This window comes from Streptomyces sp. NPDC091416 (assembly GCF_044756845.1).
Lineage (GTDB): Bacteria > Actinomycetota > Actinomycetes > Streptomycetales > Streptomycetaceae > Streptomyces.
Map to the genome: position 1 here is coordinate 155,979 of NZ_JBIVTU010000015.1, position 15,764 is coordinate 171,742.

General features: G+C 71.6%; 11 protein-coding genes. 6 read left to right on the forward strand and 5 right to left on the reverse strand.

What is annotated here, in order from left to right:
• Nucleotides 1-202 precede the first annotated feature (202 nt).
• The 4 genes from ACIQMX_RS34735 to ACIQMX_RS34750 all read left to right on the forward strand — a co-directional run bounded on the left by ACIQMX_RS34735 (nucleotide 203) and on the right by ACIQMX_RS34750 (nucleotide 6,839).
• A complete protein-coding gene (locus ACIQMX_RS34735) occupies nucleotides 203-3,109 on the forward strand; it encodes an SNF2-related protein (RefSeq protein ID WP_402484106.1) in 2,907 nt (968 codons plus the stop codon).
• Nucleotides 3,106-4,458, forward strand: coding sequence for an SWF or SNF family helicase (locus ACIQMX_RS34740; RefSeq protein WP_402484108.1), 1,353 nt, complete (start codon nucleotides 3,106-3,108; stop codon nucleotides 4,456-4,458). Before ACIQMX_RS34735 ends, ACIQMX_RS34740 begins: the two co-directional genes overlap by 4 nt.
• 153 nt (nucleotides 4,459-4,611) lie before the next feature.
• Complete coding sequence (locus tag ACIQMX_RS34745) at nucleotides 4,612-5,961, forward strand: esterase-like activity of phytase family protein (protein ID WP_402484110.1); 1,350 nt, start codon at nucleotides 4,612-4,614, stop codon at nucleotides 5,959-5,961.
• A gap of 287 nt (nucleotides 5,962-6,248) precedes the next feature.
• Nucleotides 6,249-6,839, forward strand: coding sequence for a peptidoglycan recognition family protein (locus ACIQMX_RS34750; RefSeq protein WP_363070152.1), 591 nt, complete (start codon nucleotides 6,249-6,251; stop codon nucleotides 6,837-6,839).
• Here the strand turns inward: ACIQMX_RS34750 and ACIQMX_RS34755 are convergent.
• Complete coding sequence (locus ACIQMX_RS34755) at nucleotides 6,817-7,401, reverse strand: helix-turn-helix domain-containing protein (RefSeq protein WP_402484113.1); 585 nt, start codon at nucleotides 7,399-7,401, stop codon at nucleotides 6,817-6,819. The two genes, ACIQMX_RS34750 and ACIQMX_RS34755, sit on opposite strands and share 23 nt — an antisense overlap.
• A 112-nt stretch (nucleotides 7,402-7,513) precedes the next feature.
• Here ACIQMX_RS34755 and ACIQMX_RS34760 point away from each other — a divergent pair, with 112 nt between their 5' ends.
• Both ACIQMX_RS34760 and ACIQMX_RS34765 read left to right on the forward strand, forming a co-directional pair.
• Nucleotides 7,514-8,743 (forward strand): benzoate/H(+) symporter BenE family transporter, encoded by a 1,230-nt coding sequence (locus tag ACIQMX_RS34760; RefSeq protein ID WP_402484115.1) that lies wholly within the window; start codon nucleotides 7,514-7,516, stop codon nucleotides 8,741-8,743.
• 85 nt (nucleotides 8,744-8,828) lie between these two features.
• Nucleotides 8,829-10,622 carry an ABC transporter ATP-binding protein gene (locus tag ACIQMX_RS34765; RefSeq protein WP_363070158.1) on the forward strand — a complete coding sequence of 598 codons (1,794 nt, stop codon included), beginning with the start codon at nucleotides 8,829-8,831 and terminating at the stop codon, nucleotides 10,620-10,622.
• Between the two features lie 30 nt (nucleotides 10,623-10,652).
• On the opposite strand, the gene manD is transcribed toward ACIQMX_RS34765, so the two are convergent.
• The 4 genes from manD to ACIQMX_RS34785 form a co-directional block, all read right to left on the reverse strand.
• The gene (manD, locus tag ACIQMX_RS34770) at nucleotides 10,653-11,867 is read right to left on the reverse strand and encodes a D-mannonate dehydratase ManD (protein ID WP_363070160.1); all 1,215 of its coding nucleotides are present in this window, start codon (nucleotides 11,865-11,867) and stop codon (nucleotides 10,653-10,655) included.
• Nucleotides 11,864-12,607: a DUF2625 family protein gene (locus ACIQMX_RS34775; protein WP_402484117.1), complete on the reverse strand. Its 744-nt coding sequence runs from the start codon at nucleotides 12,605-12,607 to the stop codon at nucleotides 11,864-11,866. The genes manD and ACIQMX_RS34775 overlap by 4 nt, the downstream gene beginning before the upstream one ends.
• A 344-nt stretch (nucleotides 12,608-12,951) precedes the next feature.
• Nucleotides 12,952-15,378, reverse strand: a complete 2,427-nt coding sequence (locus ACIQMX_RS34780) for a glycoside hydrolase family 9 protein (protein ID WP_402484119.1) — start codon at nucleotides 15,376-15,378, stop codon at nucleotides 12,952-12,954.
• A gap of 143 nt (nucleotides 15,379-15,521) precedes the next feature.
• Nucleotides 15,522-15,758 carry a hypothetical protein gene (locus tag ACIQMX_RS34785; protein ID WP_363070166.1) on the reverse strand — a complete coding sequence of 79 codons (237 nt, stop codon included), beginning with the start codon at nucleotides 15,756-15,758 and terminating at the stop codon, nucleotides 15,522-15,524.
• Nucleotides 15,759-15,764 lie beyond the last annotated feature (6 nt).

Genomic DNA, 15,764 nt, shown 5'->3' on the forward strand with positions numbered 1-15,764 from the left:
CATGGGGCAGCCATGGAGCCACCACCCGGGGTTTCCTGGTGCCACCCCCCTCGTTCCGATGGGGGGCTGGCACCACCTGCGGGACATGACGGACACGTACACGTGATGCGGATCACGCACCAATGCCTCCCGCCGGCGGGTTCGACGGGGTACCCTCGGCGACCTCAACCAACTAGTCAAGTTTGAGGACTCTGACATCGCTGTGCACCGTCTCCCCGCGGCAACGCTCTCCGAGATCTCCGCACTCGCCGGCTGTTGCGTGGTCTTCCTGCCCGCGGATCCCGCCAGGACCGGTCGGGTCGCCTTCTGGTATCCGGACGGCAGCAGCCCGCCCGACGCCCCCGGAACCGTGGAGGAACTCACCGTCGCCGGTGCCGATGTCCAGCCGTACGCGGTGCCCGCGCGCATCCTCACGGTGCGGGAGGCGCTCCCCGTGCTCACGCGTGCCCGGACCGCCGCACACGCCTCCGCGGCAGCCTCGTTCTGGGGGGCCGCGGGGCTGCTGGCCCTGCAGTTCGCCGCCCGGGGGCTGTTGCTGCCGGGACTGAGCGCCACAGATCACGACGCGTGGCGGGCCGGGCCGCTCACCGCGGACGACCGGACGCGCATCCGGACCCTCGCCGCGTCCATGCCGCCGACCGCCCACGCGGTGCCCGTCGACGCGCTGACCCAGCCCCTCCTGCTGCCCGAACCCGAGTGGCTGGTGCGGGAGTTCCTGGACGCGGTCGCGGACGGGCTGCCGCGCACACCGGGTGCCACGTTCGCCGCGGGCGGTCCCGCGTTCGCCGCGGACGCGCCGCAGCACCTGCCCGGCCGGCGGGCCTGGGTCAACGACGTCGCGGCCGGCCACGGCGCGGGCGTCCGGCTCTCCCTGCGCGTGGAGGTGCGGGGCCTCGACCGGAGCGGCGAGGTACCCCCGGGGCAGCCCTCCGGCCCTTCTTTCCGGGTCGTGCCGCAGATCCACGGCGTGAGCGATCCGACACTGGTCGCCGACGCCGCCGAGATCTGGACCGGCTCGGGCCCTGCCGCCGCGGCGTTCGGACCGAGGGCCCGGATGGACGCCCTGCTGATGCTGCGCCGGGCCGCCCGCGCCTGGCCGCCCCTGGCCCCCCTGCTGTCGGCCGCCGTGCCGGACGCCGTGGAGCCGGCCGACGACGAGATCGCCGATCTCCTGGGTCCCGCCTCCCGGGCCCTCGCCGCCACCGGTGTCCAGGTGCACTGGCCCCGGGAACTGGCCCGCTCGCTGACGGCGCGCGCGGTGATCGGTCCCCCGGACGGGCCGGGCGACGAGGGCGGGCCGGACGGGGGCCGGGAGCCGGCACGCAACGCGTCGGACACGCCGGCTCTCCTGGCCACGGACTCCCTGCTGACGTTCAACTGGTGGTTCGCCCTCGGTGACCAGAAGCTCAGCCGTGCCGAACTCGACCGGCTCGCCGAGGCGGGACGGCCGCTGGTGCGGCTGCGCGACCAGTGGGTACTGATCGACCCGGAGGAGGCGCGGCGCGCCCGGGAGACGCAGGACCGCAAGGTCACCCCCATCGACGCGCTCGGCGCCGTGCTGACCGGCTCCACCGAGGTCGACGGGCACCGCGTCGAGGTGCGGGCGACGGGCTGGCTGGAGCGGCTGCGTCAGCGGGTCGCCGACCCGGAGTCACGGCAGGCCGGCGAAGCGGCGATCGGTCAGCCGGCCGCGCTCACCGCGACGTTGCGGGACTATCAGCTGCGCGGCCTGAACTGGCTGCACACGATGACGTCGCTCGGGCTCGGCGGCTGTCTCGCCGACGACATGGGGCTCGGCAAGACCATCACACTGATCGCCCTGCATCTGCACCGCCAGACCCTCGACGGGGCCGCCGGACCCACGCTGGTGGTCTGCCCGACCTCGCTGATGGGCAACTGGCAGCGGGAGATCGAGAAGTTCGCCCCGGGCACCCCGGTCCGCCGCTTCCATGGAGCGTCGCGCAGCCTGGAGGGCCTGGTGGACGGCGAGTTCGTCCTGACCACGTACGGCACGATGCGGCTGGACGCTTCCCGGCTCGCGGCCGTGCGCTGGGGCATGGCCGTCGCCGACGAGGCGCAGCACGTGAAGAACCCGCACTCGGCGACGGCCCGGCAGCTGCGCACGATCGGCGCGCAGGCGCGGGTCGCGCTCACCGGAACTCCCGTGGAGAACAACCTCTCCGAGCTGTGGGCCATCCTCGACTGGACCACACCCGGCCTGCTCGGCAGGCTCGGTACGTTCCGCACCCGGTACGCGCGCGCGGTGGAGGGCGGGAGCGACCCGGCGGCGGCCGAGCGCCTCGGCGCTCTGGTGCGTCCGTTCCTGCTGCGCCGGCGCAAGTCGGATCCGGGCATCGCCCCGGAGCTTCCGCCGAAGACGGAGACGGACCGTGCGGTGTCGCTGACGGCGGAACAGGCGGGTCTGTACGAAGCGGTGGTACGGGAGACGCTGGCCGCGATCTCCGAAGCCGACGGGATGGCCAGGCGCGGCCTGGTGGTGAAACTGCTCACCGCGCTCAAGCAGATCTGCAACCATCCCGCGCAGTACCTCAAGGAGGAGGAGCCGCAGGTCGCGGACCGTTCGGGCAAGGTGGAACTGCTCGACGAGCTGCTGGACACCATCCTCGCCGAGGGGGCGGGTGTCCTCGTCTTCACCCAGTACGTGCAGATGGCCCGGCTCCTGGAACGCCATCTGGCGGCGCGTGGAATCGGCACCCAGTTCCTGCACGGCGGAACGCCGGTGGCCCAGCGTGAGGCGATGGTCGGCCGCTTCCAGTCGGGCGGGGCGCCGGTGTTCCTGCTGTCGCTCAAGGCGGCGGGGACCGGACTCAACCTCACCCGCGCGGGACATGTGGTGCACTTCGACCGCTGGTGGAATCCGGCGGTGGAGGCGCAGGCCACGGACCGCGCGTACCGCATCGGGCAGACCCAGCCGGTGCAGGTCCACCGGCTGATCGCCGAGGGCACGATCGAGGACCGGATCGCGGAGATGCTGGCCCGCAAACAAGGGCTCGCGGACGCGGTGCTCGGTTCGGGCGAGAGCGCTCTGACCGAGCTCAGCGATGCGGAACTGGCCGATCTGGTGGAGCTGCGAGGGGGCGCACGATGAGCGAGGAATACGAGTCGGACGTGTTCGGCGACGGGGACGGACAGGACGACGCGGCGCCCGGGCAGGAGCGCACGTTCGCCGCGCTGCCTCCCGCGCAGGGCCGCGGCTTCGCGGAGTCCTGGTGGGGCCGGGCGTGGCTGAAGGCCCTGGAGGACACCGCGCTGGACGGACAGCAGCTCAAGAAGGGCCGCCGGTTCGCGCGTGAGGGCCGGGTCGGCGCCGTGTCGGTGCGGCCGGGCCGGATCACCGCGGTGGTCCGTGACCGGGACGAGAGCGGCTACCGCAGCGACGTACTGCTCCAGGAGCTGACGGAAGGAGAGTGGGACCGCTTTCTGGACATGGCCGTCGACCGGGCCGGGCACATCGCAGCGCTGCTCGACCGGGAGATGCCGCCGCATCTGGTCGAGGACGCGGCGGCGGCCGGTGTGGACCTCCTGCCGGGGATCGGCGACCTCGACCCGGAGTGCAGCTGCGAGGCCTGGGACCACTGCCCGCACACGGCCGCGCTCTGCTACCAGGTGGCGCGGCTGCTGGATCAGGATCCGTTCGTCGTGCTGCTGATGCGGGGCCGCGGTGAACGGCGGCTGCTGGACGAGCTCCAGGTGCGGATCGCCGCCAGGGCGGCGGGCCACACGCCGTCGGCCACCGATGACGGGCCCGCCGAGGAGACCGAGGACCGGGCCGTGCGCGGGGTCCCGGCGGCGGAGGCCTTCGCGGCGGCGGACATCCTCCCGCCGCTGCCCCCGCCCCCCGCGCTTCCCGGCGAGCCGGGGCAGGCACCCTCGCTGGACACGGAGACCGATCCCGAACCGGGGGTGGACCCGACGGCGCTGGAGATGCTGGCCACGGACGGCGCGATGCGGGCGCACCGGATGCTGGCGGAGGCGCTGGCGCCCGGTCATGGACAACAGCCTGTCCCCGCAGGCCTGACGCCCCAGCAGGACGCGGTGAGGCTGGCGGCCGAGGCACACCCCGAGCCGTGGATCGTGAACCGGCTGGCGGCCGGCTCGGGCCGGCAGCGCGCCGGTCTGCCGTCCGCGGTGCGCGCCTGGCGCTACGGCGGCGCCGCCGCGCTCGCCGTGCTCGACGAGGAATGGGCGCCGGACGCCACCGCCCTTGCCCGGGCCAGGACGAGGCTGGCCGGAGCCTGGGAGGAGGACGAGGCCCCCGGGCTGCGCGCCGAGCGCAATCGCTGGACATCGGCGGACGGCACGGTCCAGCTGCGGTACGGCCGGGACGGGCGCTGGTATCCGTACCGCAAGGAGAGCGGCCGCTGGACTCCGGCGGGGCCCTGCGACGAGGATCCCGCGTCGGCCTGGGCGGACGCGACGGCCCCGGCCGACGGCTGACAACGGCTCATCGGGCAGATCCCGGCGGCGGGCCGGCGAAAGTCCCCTGCCCGCCGCCGGGTTCTGCCCGGGAGTTCAGCTCGATGTCACCGTTCGTTGACGCGCACGGCGGAACGTGGCGGCCGTCGGATCCACTGCTCCACAGGCGGCCCCATGTCCGCGCGTGTCGTCCGTCGATCCCTTGCCGCCGGGCTGCCGCTCGCTCTGCTCGCCGCGGTGGGTGTCGCAGGCACCGCAACCGGCGCGCAGGACCGGAACCACCGTCCCGAGGCCACCGCGCGGGTCACCGCGAGCGCCCTGCTCGGGGACGTTCCGCTGGGCGGGTTCAGCAACAGCATGCTGCCCGGGTCCGTCGGGGACGACCGCGGCGTGATGCTCGGCGGCATCGGCAGCGACATCTACCCGGCCGGTCGCCGGGGCGAGTTCTGGACCGTCACGGACCGCGGCCCGAACGGCCAGATCAAGGTCGACGGCACCAAGCGGCGGACCTTCCCCGTCCCCGGCTTCGACCCGGCGATCGTCAAGGTGCGGGTGAGCGGCGAGCGCGTCGAGGTGCTGCGTTCCCTCCCGCTGACCACACGTTCCGGCGCCCCCGTCACGGGGCTCCCGAACCAGGTGGGCCGGGACGAGGTCCCGTACTCCCACGACGCGAGGACACCTCTCGCGTACGACCCGAACGGTCTGGACACGGAAGGCATCGTCCGTGGCGCGGACGGTTCGTTCTGGCTGGTCGACGAGTACGGTCCGTCGCTGGTCCACGTCTCCGGAAGCGGCCGGGTGCTGGCCCGCTACGTCCCCGGGGGTCTGCATCTCCAGGGCGCGGACTACCCCGTCGTGGAGGCGCTGCCCGGCGTCCTGCTGCACCGGAAGACCAACCGCGGATTCGAGGGTCTGGCACTGCTGCCGAACGGCGATCTGGTGCTCGCCGTCCAGAGCCCGCTCTCGCTGCCCGACGAGGACGCGGGCGAGGCCTCGCGCAATGTGCGGCTGCTGCGCTTCTCCCCGGAGAAGCGCGCGGTGACGGGCGAGTACGCGTACCGCTTCGACGCGGTGGGTGTCGTGGACCCGGGTGAGGACGACACGTCGGAGCTGAAGATCTCCTCGGTCGTCGCGATCGGGGGCAACGGCCTCCTGGTCGAGGAGCGCACCGACCGGGCGGCCCGTCTGCACCGGGTCACGCTCCCCCACGGGGCCGGCATCCTGGACTCGCGCTGGGACCGGCCGTCCGCTTCGCCCTCGTACGAGGAACTGGCGGACCCGGCCGCCTCCGGTGTCCCGGTCCTGCGCAAGAGTCTCGTCGTCGACCTGGGGAAGGTGGCCGGAGTGCCCGGGAAGATCGAGGGCGTGGCAGTGACGGGCCGTGACACGCTCGCCCTCGTCAACGACAACGACTTCGGCATGACCGACGGCGCGGGCGCGTTCGACGCGGACGGCCGGCTGGTCGACTCCGGGATCGAGACGTCCGTGACCCTGCTGAAGCTGCCGCGGCCACTCACCCGCTGACCCTCCTCGCCTTCCCGCGCCGCCCGGACCTCTCCTGCCGGGCGGCCCAACTCCCCGCCGCGTGGGCCGCTTTCGGATTCCTGCCGTCTTCCGTCACCGGCGCGGCGCCCGTACGGTGGGGCGCGCACACTGCTCGGCCGCACAACGGACATCGGCTTCCGGTCAGCGGACGGGAGGAAGCCGCGGGATGTCGGGAGGGGGAACGGGGTACCGGGCTCCCGCGCGATGTCGTCGGGACGTGCGCCTTCCCTCCGTGCGTTGCCCCTCCCCCACACCCAGGAGTGCACATGGACCGCAGAAGGATCCTTCAGGGCGCGGCGGTGACGGCCGCCGCGGCGCTGCTTCCCGCCTCCGTCCGCGCCACCGCTGCGACGGCCGGCGACACCGACTACCCGCAGGCCCACTGGGTTCCGGCCTCGGCCTCCAACTACACGGTCTCGACGCGCCCTTCGGCGTATCCGGTGCAGTACGTCATCATCCATGTCACCCAGGAGACGTTCTCGGACGCGGTGGCGATCTTCCAGAATCCGGCGAAACAGGTGTCCGCGCACTATGTGGTGCGCTCGGCGGACGGCTACATCGACCAGTGCGTGCGGGAGAAGAACGTCGCCTGGCACGCGGGCAACTGGGACTACAACACCCGCAGCATCGGCATCGAGCACGAGGGCTATGTGGACCAGCCGGCCTATTTCACCGACGCCCTGTACGAGAAGTCGGCGTTGCTGACCGCGTCGGTGTGCGACCGCTACGGCATTCCCAAGGACCGCGCGCACATCCTCGGCCATGCGCAGGTCCCGGGCGCCGACCACACGGACCCGGGCCCCCACTGGGACTGGGTCCGCTACATCCGTCTGGTCAATCTCCTGGGCGCGTCGTGACCGGCTGACCGCCCTGCGGCTCCTTCGCGACCGGGCTGCGGACGAAGAGGACGCCCTCCACATCGCCGTCGGGCGCGCCGTAGACATGCGGTGCGTCGGCCCGCCAGTGGGCGCAGGCCCCGGGTCCGGCCGTCGTCGTGCCGTCCGGCGGGCCGACGACGGCAGTGCCGGTCAGCACCATCAGGCTCTCCCGCGTGCCCGGGACATGCGCCTCGGACTCCTGGACCGCACCCGCGCGGATGCTGATGCGGAACACGTCGGTGACGGCGGCCCCGTCCTCGTGGCGTTCCAGCAGGACGGCGGTGACGGCGCTCCCGGAGACACCCGCGGGGGCCGGGGCCCGGCCCGTCGGGAGCGGGTCGCTCAGTACTGCGCTCAGCGGCAGGCCGAGCGCGGTGGTGAGGGCGTACAACGTCTCCAGGGTGGGATTGCGTGTCCCGCTCTCCAGCTCCGAGAGTGTGCCCTTGCCGACGCGGGAGCGCCGGGAGAGCTCCGACAGGGACAGGTCCCGCTCGCGCCGCAACGTGCGCAGTCTGCGACCCACGTCCTCGTTCAGCCCCATCGGCCGTGCACCCGCTCCACTTCCTGGTTGACGGGCGTCGGCCCGCCTCTCTAGTGTTCCACATACAGAACGTTCCGTATACAGAACGCATCGCGCAGGAAGTGGCTTGCTCATGTTCGCGATCACCCGCATACGCTCGATCGCGCCGCCCTCGGCCGTGGTCGCCGGCCTGATCGCCGTCATGGTCGGCGTGACCAGTTCGGCGGCGCTCGTCTTCACGGCCGCCCGGGCGGCGGGGGCGGACGCGCGCGAGATCTCCTCCTGGATGCTCGCGCTCGGTGTCGGGCTCGCCTGCACCTGCATCGGACTGTCGCTGCGCTACCGGGCCCCCGTCGTCACCGCCTGGTCGACACCCGGAGCCGCACTGCTCACGACAGGCCTGAGCGGCGTGTCGATGGCGCAGGCAGTCGGGGCGTTCATCTTCTCCGCGCTGCTCATCCTCGTGAGCGGGGTGACGGGCTGGTTCAGCCGGCTCATGGGCCGGATCCCGGTTCCGCTGGCGGCCGCACTCCTGGCCGGGGTACTTCTGCGGTTCGGGACAGGGCTGTTCAGCACGATGCACGGCGGATTCGCCGTCGCGTTCCCGATGTTCGTGCTCTACCTGCTGGGCCGGCGCCTGCTGCCCCGCTACGCGGTTCTGCTGGCGCTCGCCGCGGGCGTGGTGGCCACCGCGTTCACCGGCGGCTGGCAGCTGGGCGAGGTCCGGCTCGCTCTGGCCACCCCGGTGTTCACCACTCCGGAGTTCGACTGGAAGGTCCTCGTCAGCGTCGGCGCACCGCTGTTCGTCGTCACGATGGCCTCGCAGAACCTGCCCGGCGTCGCCGTGATCCGCGGCGCCGGCTACGACGTGCCCGTCTCGCCCCTGATGACGTGGACCGGAGCGGCCAACGCGGTCCTGGCGCCCTTCGGGGCCTTCGGCCTCAACCTGGCCGCGATCACGGCCGCCATCTGTACCGGCGAGGAGGCGCATCCCGACCGGGACAAGCGCTATCTGGCCGCCGTGTGGGCGGGTGTGTTCTACCTCTGCGTCGGACTGCTCGGCGCGACCGTCGCCTCGCTCCTGACCGCGATGCCTCAGCAACTCGTCCTGGCGATCGCCGGGATCGGCCTGCTCGCCACGATCGAGGCCTCGCTGTCGGCGGCGCTGGCCGACAAGGCGTCCAGGGAAGCGGCTGTGGTGACCTTCCTCGCCACCGCTTCCGGCGTGACGCTGCTGGGAATCGGCTCCGCCTTCTGGGGCCTGCTGGCCGGGCTGGTCACCGGCGCGATCGCCTCGGTGGGCCGACCGCGCCGCAAGGACCCCGCCCCCGCACCGCATCCGGACGAAGTCAGCGTCCACTGACGCCTGCCGGGCCCCGGCACCCTCCGCTGTCCCGTCCGTGGAACGGAGTTGCCCCGGACGGCCGGAGCGGGGTGGGATGGACCTCATGCAGAAAGCGGTTTCCCCATCCTCCGCCGAACCCCTGGCGCCCTTCGACCATCTCGACCACCGCTACCGCGGCGAGAACCCGATCCGGACCCTCGGCCACCTCTTCCGGCCCGATCGCGGGCGGCTGGCACTCGCGGCCGCCATCTTCGTCGTGAAGCACAGCCCCATCTGGCTGCTTCCCCTGATCACCGCCACGGTCCTGGACGTCGTCGTCCAGCACGGTCCGGAATCGGGCCTCTGGAAGTCCACCGGCATCCTGCTGTTCATCCTGGTGATCAACTACCCGCTCCACCAGTGGTACGTACGCTGTCTCGGCGGCAGCATCCGGCGGATGGGCACGACCCTGCGCTCGGCGCTGTGCCGCCGTATGCAGCAGCTGTCCATCGGCTACCACGCACGGGTCAGTTCGAGCGTCCTGCAGGCCAAGGTGGTCCGCGACGTGGAGTCGGTGGAGCAGATGGCGCAGCAGAGCGCCGACATGGGGCTCGGGGCCGTCGTGACGCTGGTCGGCGGTCTTGTCGTCATCGGCGTGCGCGTGCCCGCGTTCCTGCCGGTCTTCCTGATCGTCGTGCCCGCGGCCGGCTTCCTCGTGATGAAACTGCGCGCCCGGCTGCGCAGCCACAACGAATCCTTCCGGCGCGAGGTCGAGCAGCTCTCCTCCCGGGTCGGCGAGATGACCACCCTCATCCCCATCACCCGCGCACACGGACTGGAGCGCACCGCGCTCGGCCGGGTCGACGGCTCGCTGCGCCAGGTCTTCGCGGCCGGTCTGCGCCTGGACGTGGTCAACGGCCGCTTCGGTTCCCTGGCCTGGGTCATCCTCAACACGCTCGGCGTGCTGTGCCTGACGGGGTCCGCGCTGGTCGCCTACCACGGCTGGATGCCCATCACCCCGGGCGACGTCGTGATGCTCAGCGCCTTCTTCACCGTCCTGACCGGCTCGGTGACCACGCTCCTGGGCCTGGCCCCCATCCTCACCAAGGGGCTGGAGTCGGTACGTTCGGCGGGAGAGGTGCTCCAGGCACCCGACCTCGAACACAACGCGGGCAAGGCGCAGGTCGACCGCGTCGCCGGACGGATCGACTTCGAGGACGTCGGCTTCGCCTACGAGGACGCCGCACCCGCCGTCGACGGCTTCACCCTCTCCGCACGGCCGGGCGAGACCATCGCGCTGGTCGGCGCGTCCGGCGCGGGCAAGTCGACCGTCCTGAACCTCCTCATCGGCTTCATCCGGCCCACCTCGGGCCGCATCATGCTCGACGGCACCGACATGGCGGGGCTCGATCTGCGCAGCTACCGGCGCTTCCTGTCCGTGGTACCGCAGGAGTCGATCCTCTTCGAGGGCAGCATCCGCGAGAACGTCACGTACGGGATGGGTGACACGGACGAGGCCACCCTCATACGCGCGCTGGCGGACGCCAACGCGCTGGAGTTCGTCAACGACCTGCCGCTCGGCCTCGACACGGTCGTCGGCGAGCGCGGCGCACGGCTTTCGGGCGGCCAGAAGCAGCGCCTCGCCATCGCCCGGGCACTGATCCGCGACCCCAGGGTGCTGGTGCTCGACGAGGCCACGTCCGCGCTGGACAACCGCTCCGAGGCCCTCGTACAGGAAGCCCTCTCCCGGCTCGTGCACGGCCGTACGGTCTTCGTGGTCGCCCACCGGCTCTCCACGATCCAGGGCGCCGACCGCATCGTGGCGATGGAGGGCGGCAGGATCGCGGAGGTGGGGACACACGAGGAACTGATCGGCCGGGAAGGGGTGTACGCGGGCCTCCAGCCCGCCTACCCGTAGTGGCCCCGGCGGCCGGCGGCGCTCCGCGGCTCACCAGTCGTGGACGCTGCCGTCCCGGAGCCGGTTCACCGGAAGGTAGGCCCGCTCGTACGGATGCGCGGCCGCCGCCTCCTCGTCCAGTTCCACACCGATGCCCGGCTCCTCGCCGGGATGCAGATACCCGTCGGTGAAGGTGTACGCGTGCCGGAAGACCGCCTCGGTCAGCGGATTGTGGCCCGCGTACTCCTGGATGCCGAAGTTGTGGACGGCGAGGTCGAGGTGGACGGCCGCGGCCATCCCGACCGGTGAGATGTCCTCCGGTCCGTGGACGGCGCTCTTCACCTGGTACTGGGCGGCGAAGTCGAAGAGCTTGCGCAGCGGGGTGACGCCGCCGAAGTGGGTGACCGCGGACCGGGCGTAGTCGATCAGCTGCTCGCTGATCAGCGCCTGGTAGTCGTACACGGTGTTGAACACCTCGCCGACGGCAAGGGGCGTGGTGGTGTGGCGGCGGACCAGGCGCAGCGCCTCCTGGTTCTCGGCGGGAGTGCAGTCCTCCAGCCAGAACGGGCGGTACGGCTCCAGGTCCTTGCCCAGCCGCGCGGCCTGGATCGGGGTGAGGCGGTGGTGGGCGTCGTGGAGCAGCGGGAGCGCGGCCCCGAACTCCGCGCGGACCGCCTCGAAGACGGCCGGCGTGTGACGCAGGTACGCGTCCGTGTCCCAGTCCTCCACCAGGGGGCGGGTCTGCTGATGGGCGACCGTCGTGCCGTCGTCGTCCTGGTTGTACACGCCGTACACGGCCTTGAGCCCCGGGATTCCCGTCTGGATGCGGACGGCGGGGTAGCCCTCGGCCAGCCTGGCCCGTACGGAGTCGAGGAGCTCGGGGATGTCACGGCCGTTGGCATGCCCGTAGGTGCCGATACGGTCCCTGCTCGCACCGCCCAGCAACTGGTAGAGCGGCAGGCCTGCGGCCTTCGCCTTGATGTCCCACAGCGCCACGTCCACGGCGGCGATCGCCGCCATGGTCACCGGGCCGCGACGCCAGTACGCGCCGCGGTAGAGGTATTGCCAGGTGTCCTCGATCCTGTGCGGATCGAGGCCGGTCAGCAGGGGCGCCACATGGTCGCGGAGATAGCCGACGACGGCCAGTTCCCGGCCGTTGAGGGTGGCGTCACCGAGTCCGGTGATGCCTTCGTCGGTCGTCAGTTTCAGGGTGACGAAGTTGCGTCCCGGGCTGGTGACGACGACTTTCGCGTCGACGATCTTCATGCGCGCCCCTCCGGGGAAAGTGAACCGAGGAATCCGGGGTCGCCCAGCCCCGCCTGCCGACAGAAATCAACGCTCAGGCCGAGCAGTTCGGGCATGGGAACGGGCTCCCTCGTGGTCGAGGCCAGATCCGCGTGTGCTTCCTGCGACCACAGGAAGGGGTACACGGCGATTCCCCGGGACAGGTCGAGCGCCTGTGACTCGCTCTGCCAGCCGGGCCACCTGAGCCCGTCGTAGAACTTCTCCAGCCGTCCCGAGAGCAGCCAGGTCAGCCACGTTCCGTAGCCGATCTCCATTGCCTCCCACCGCAGGGAGTCCGGCGCGAAGTAGAGCATCTGCCCCGGCGCACCGGGGCGGCCGCACGCCGCGGGATCGTGCCCGTTGAGAGCGAACACCCCGCCCAGGACGTCGTGGCCGACGACCAGCGCGTCCGTCGGGCGCCAGGCGGCATCGAAGGCGTCCGGGAAGCGATTGACGCGGGCCAGCCCCGGAAGACCGGCCCCGTCGCTCGCGGCGCCTCCCAGAACACGCAGCCATCCGTGATCCACGATCAGGCCGCCGGAGTGCAGGGCCATGGCCCCGAGAGCCGATCCCGCGCCGACCTGCAGCTGCAGCAGACTGGCGCGGCCCTGCCCGGGATCACCGGGCAGCATCTCCACCGCCACCGGACTGCCGGCGAACTCCGCCTGCAGGATCGGCCACGCCGGTTCGTCCACGTCCGTCAGTTCGCTCAGCTGTCGCATGCACGCATCGTTCCATCACTCCCCCACGGGGCCACCGGCAGGGGGATCACCGGTGAAGGCCCGCGCTGCCTCCGTGGTCCGGCAGAAGCCCGTCGGGCCTGCGGCGTCCGCCTCCGGTCCGACTGCCTCGGCGTCGGCGGACAGGAGTCCGGGACTCATCTCGCCTGCGTTCTCGCGCCGTCCTCGTCCGAACGGCATGAACGTCACCGCGCTCTTCGTGATGGCGCTGCCCCGCACCCGGGGCAGCGACGGGCGCACCTCACCGGAGGAGCGCCCGCTGCCGTCCTGCCCGTGCGGGCGAGGGGTGCCGCCCCGGCCACGCCCGGGCGGCACCCTTTCGTCGCTCAGCCGCACTCCGTCCCGTTGAGGGTGAAGGAGGACGGCGCCTGTGCCGGAGCGCCGGTGGCCTGGAATCCGAAGGAGACGGTGCCGCCTGCCGGAATCCGGGCGTTGTGGGTCGCGTTCTTCACCGTGACGCGGGAGCCGGTCTGAGTGGCCGTCGCGTTCCAGGCGTTCGTGACCGTCTCGGCCCCGCCGAAGGCGAAGCCCAGCTGCCAGCCGTCGACCGGCTCCGTCCCGGAGTTCCGGACGGAGACGTCGGCCGTGAAGCCGCTGCCCCAGGACTGGCTGACCCGGTACGTGACCGCGCAGGAGCCGGCCGGGCCGGGTGTGTCCGTCGGGTCGGGCGTCGGGGTCGGGTCCGGCGTTTCGGTCGGGTCGGGCGTCCCGGTCGGATCGGGGGTGGCGGTCGGGTCGGGGGTCGGTTCCGGGTCCGTGCCGTCCGGCGCGCTCCCCCACTGCGGCGCCGCGCCTTCCAGCAGCATCATGTGCGGTGCGTCCACCGGTGTGGTGCCGGGGGTCGTGGCCGATGACGGGTAGGACCAGTCGTTCGCCGGGTTCCAGGCCCCGGCCGAGGTGATCCGGAACTGCACCTCCTTGCGGTACGCGGACTGGCCGGCCGGGGCGATGTCCGTACCGGAGCAGTCCACGGTCACGTAGTAGACGTCGCCGGCCTCGTGCGTGGGCCCGGTCACCTCACCGCACTGGTTGTAATTGGTGGTGAAGCTGATCTGCCCGGGCGTGACACCGGGCTCCAGCGTGAAGTAGTAGCGCATGGAGGCGTCGGTGAGGGCGCGCGCCGGCCATGCGGAGCGGTTGACCAGATACGCCTTGATCTCGGTGAAGTTGCTGCCCGCCGCGTTGACCGAGGCCTGGACGGACATCTCCGGCCCGTCCGGCGTCTCCTGCTTCGGGAAGTCCGCGAGCGGAGCTCCGCCGTACTCGCCGTAGAGCCGGGCCAGTGCGCCGGTGAACGCCGCGTTGTAGTCGGTGGCGACCTCGTTGTTCACGTAGTTGGAGCGGTCGTCGGTGTACGTGTCGTCCGCCGCGCTGGGGCCGCCGACCAGGGCTCCGTACAACGTGTGCCGGCTCTCCACCGGGTTGTTCATCTGATCGGTCCACGAACCGTGGGCGGTGCGGTGGTGCGGCTTGGTCGGCGGGTTGCTGCCGAAGCCGACCATGTAGCTCGACTTGCGCGGGTTGTCGCCGAGCGCGTAGTCGATCTGGCGGACCGCGAAGTCGTGGTAGCGGGCCTTGCGCGTGGCGTCGGTCAGCCAGTCCGAGTAACTCAGTGCGACGAAGGCGGTGTTGGCCGCGTACCGCAACGATCCCCAGCTGTCCAGGACGGCCTGCCCGCCAGGCGAGTAGGCCACTCGCTGCCCGTTGACACCGACCGTCCACCAGTCGAGCCAGCGGTTCGCGTCGTCGACGTACTTCTGCTTGCCCGTCAGCTGCGCGAGCAGCACGTACGCCCCGTAGGAGCTGTCGTCCCAGGACAGCGTCCAGCGGTAGGACCGGGTGCTGCTCTGCGGCTCGGTCGAGAGGTTGTCGTAGTACGACTCGGCCTTGGCCAGGTACGAGGCGTCACCGGTGGCCTTGTACAGCCAGATCGCTCCCCAGACCAGCTCGTCGTTGTACCCGCTCCAGGAGTTGTAGTACGCCTGCGCGTCGGTGATGCAGGCGCTGTACTTCCCGCGGTAGGTGTCCGCGAAGGTGTACAGCTGCTTCGCGTGGGTGACCAGCTTCGCGGCGTACGCCGGGTCACTGTCGGCGAACACCATGGACGAGGACGCCAGGGCCGCGGCTGTCTGGCCGGCCAGATCGGTGCCGGGGCAGGAGGCGTCGATCTTGTAGGCGGGCCGCTTCATCGGCATCACCTCGGCCGGGCCCCACCATTTGTGGTCGTCCCCGCCGTTGCCCACCTGCCCGTAGAGGACGTTGGGTGACGGATGCGCCTTGAGGAAGTAGTCGTTGACGAAGCGGAGGTTGTTCTTCAGGTACGGAAGCTGGCCCGAGGCGGCATACGCGTCCTTCAGCTCCGCACCACCCCACGCGAGCATGGTGGTGGAGAAGGCCATCGGCAGACCGAACTTGACGTGGTCGCCTGCGTCGTACCAGCCGCCCGTCAGGTCCAGACCGACGTCCTTGCCGTCGTCGAGCGCGGAATCGCCCCGCCAGCCGACCCGGTTGGTGTCGGGGAGCGTGCCGGACTGCTGCGCCTCGTAGAACAGCACCGACTTCTGCAGCGCCTCGCCGTAGTCGAAGGCCGGGGCGGCAGCCGCGTGGCCCGACAGGGACAGCGGCAGCAGCAGGCCGGCACCGAGGGCGAGGGCCAGAGCGATGGCGCCGGGGCGGCCGGGCCGGTAGGAGGATGGGCCGTCGCCGGCCCCTCGGAGTCGTCTTCGCAGGTCGGCAAAAGTGAGCGGGCGCAACGGAACAGCCCCTTCCGTACGTCGGTGGGGGCGCCGGCACCGCAACCGCGTGGGAGCGCTCCCATAGGCGTTGCTCATAAAGCCAGTTGCCGAGGGAACCTGTCAACACTTCTGACAGGAACACCTCAGCAAATCGGTCCGTCCTACGGAAGGAGCAGCCGGAACAGGTGCGCACACGCCTGCGCTTCAGCCGGATGACGGGCGATCACCTCGTACGCGCCCCGCTCGTACGCACCGGTCTCCCACCCCCCGTCGGACGACTGCCTCACAAACAGGAAGTCGGTGGGGGTGGGGACGGGTTCATGGACCCCTTCGATGCGGTAGTAGCCGTCGGCCACACCCGCGGCACGCAGCGCGTCCCTCAATTCCCGGCGGTCCACGGTCGC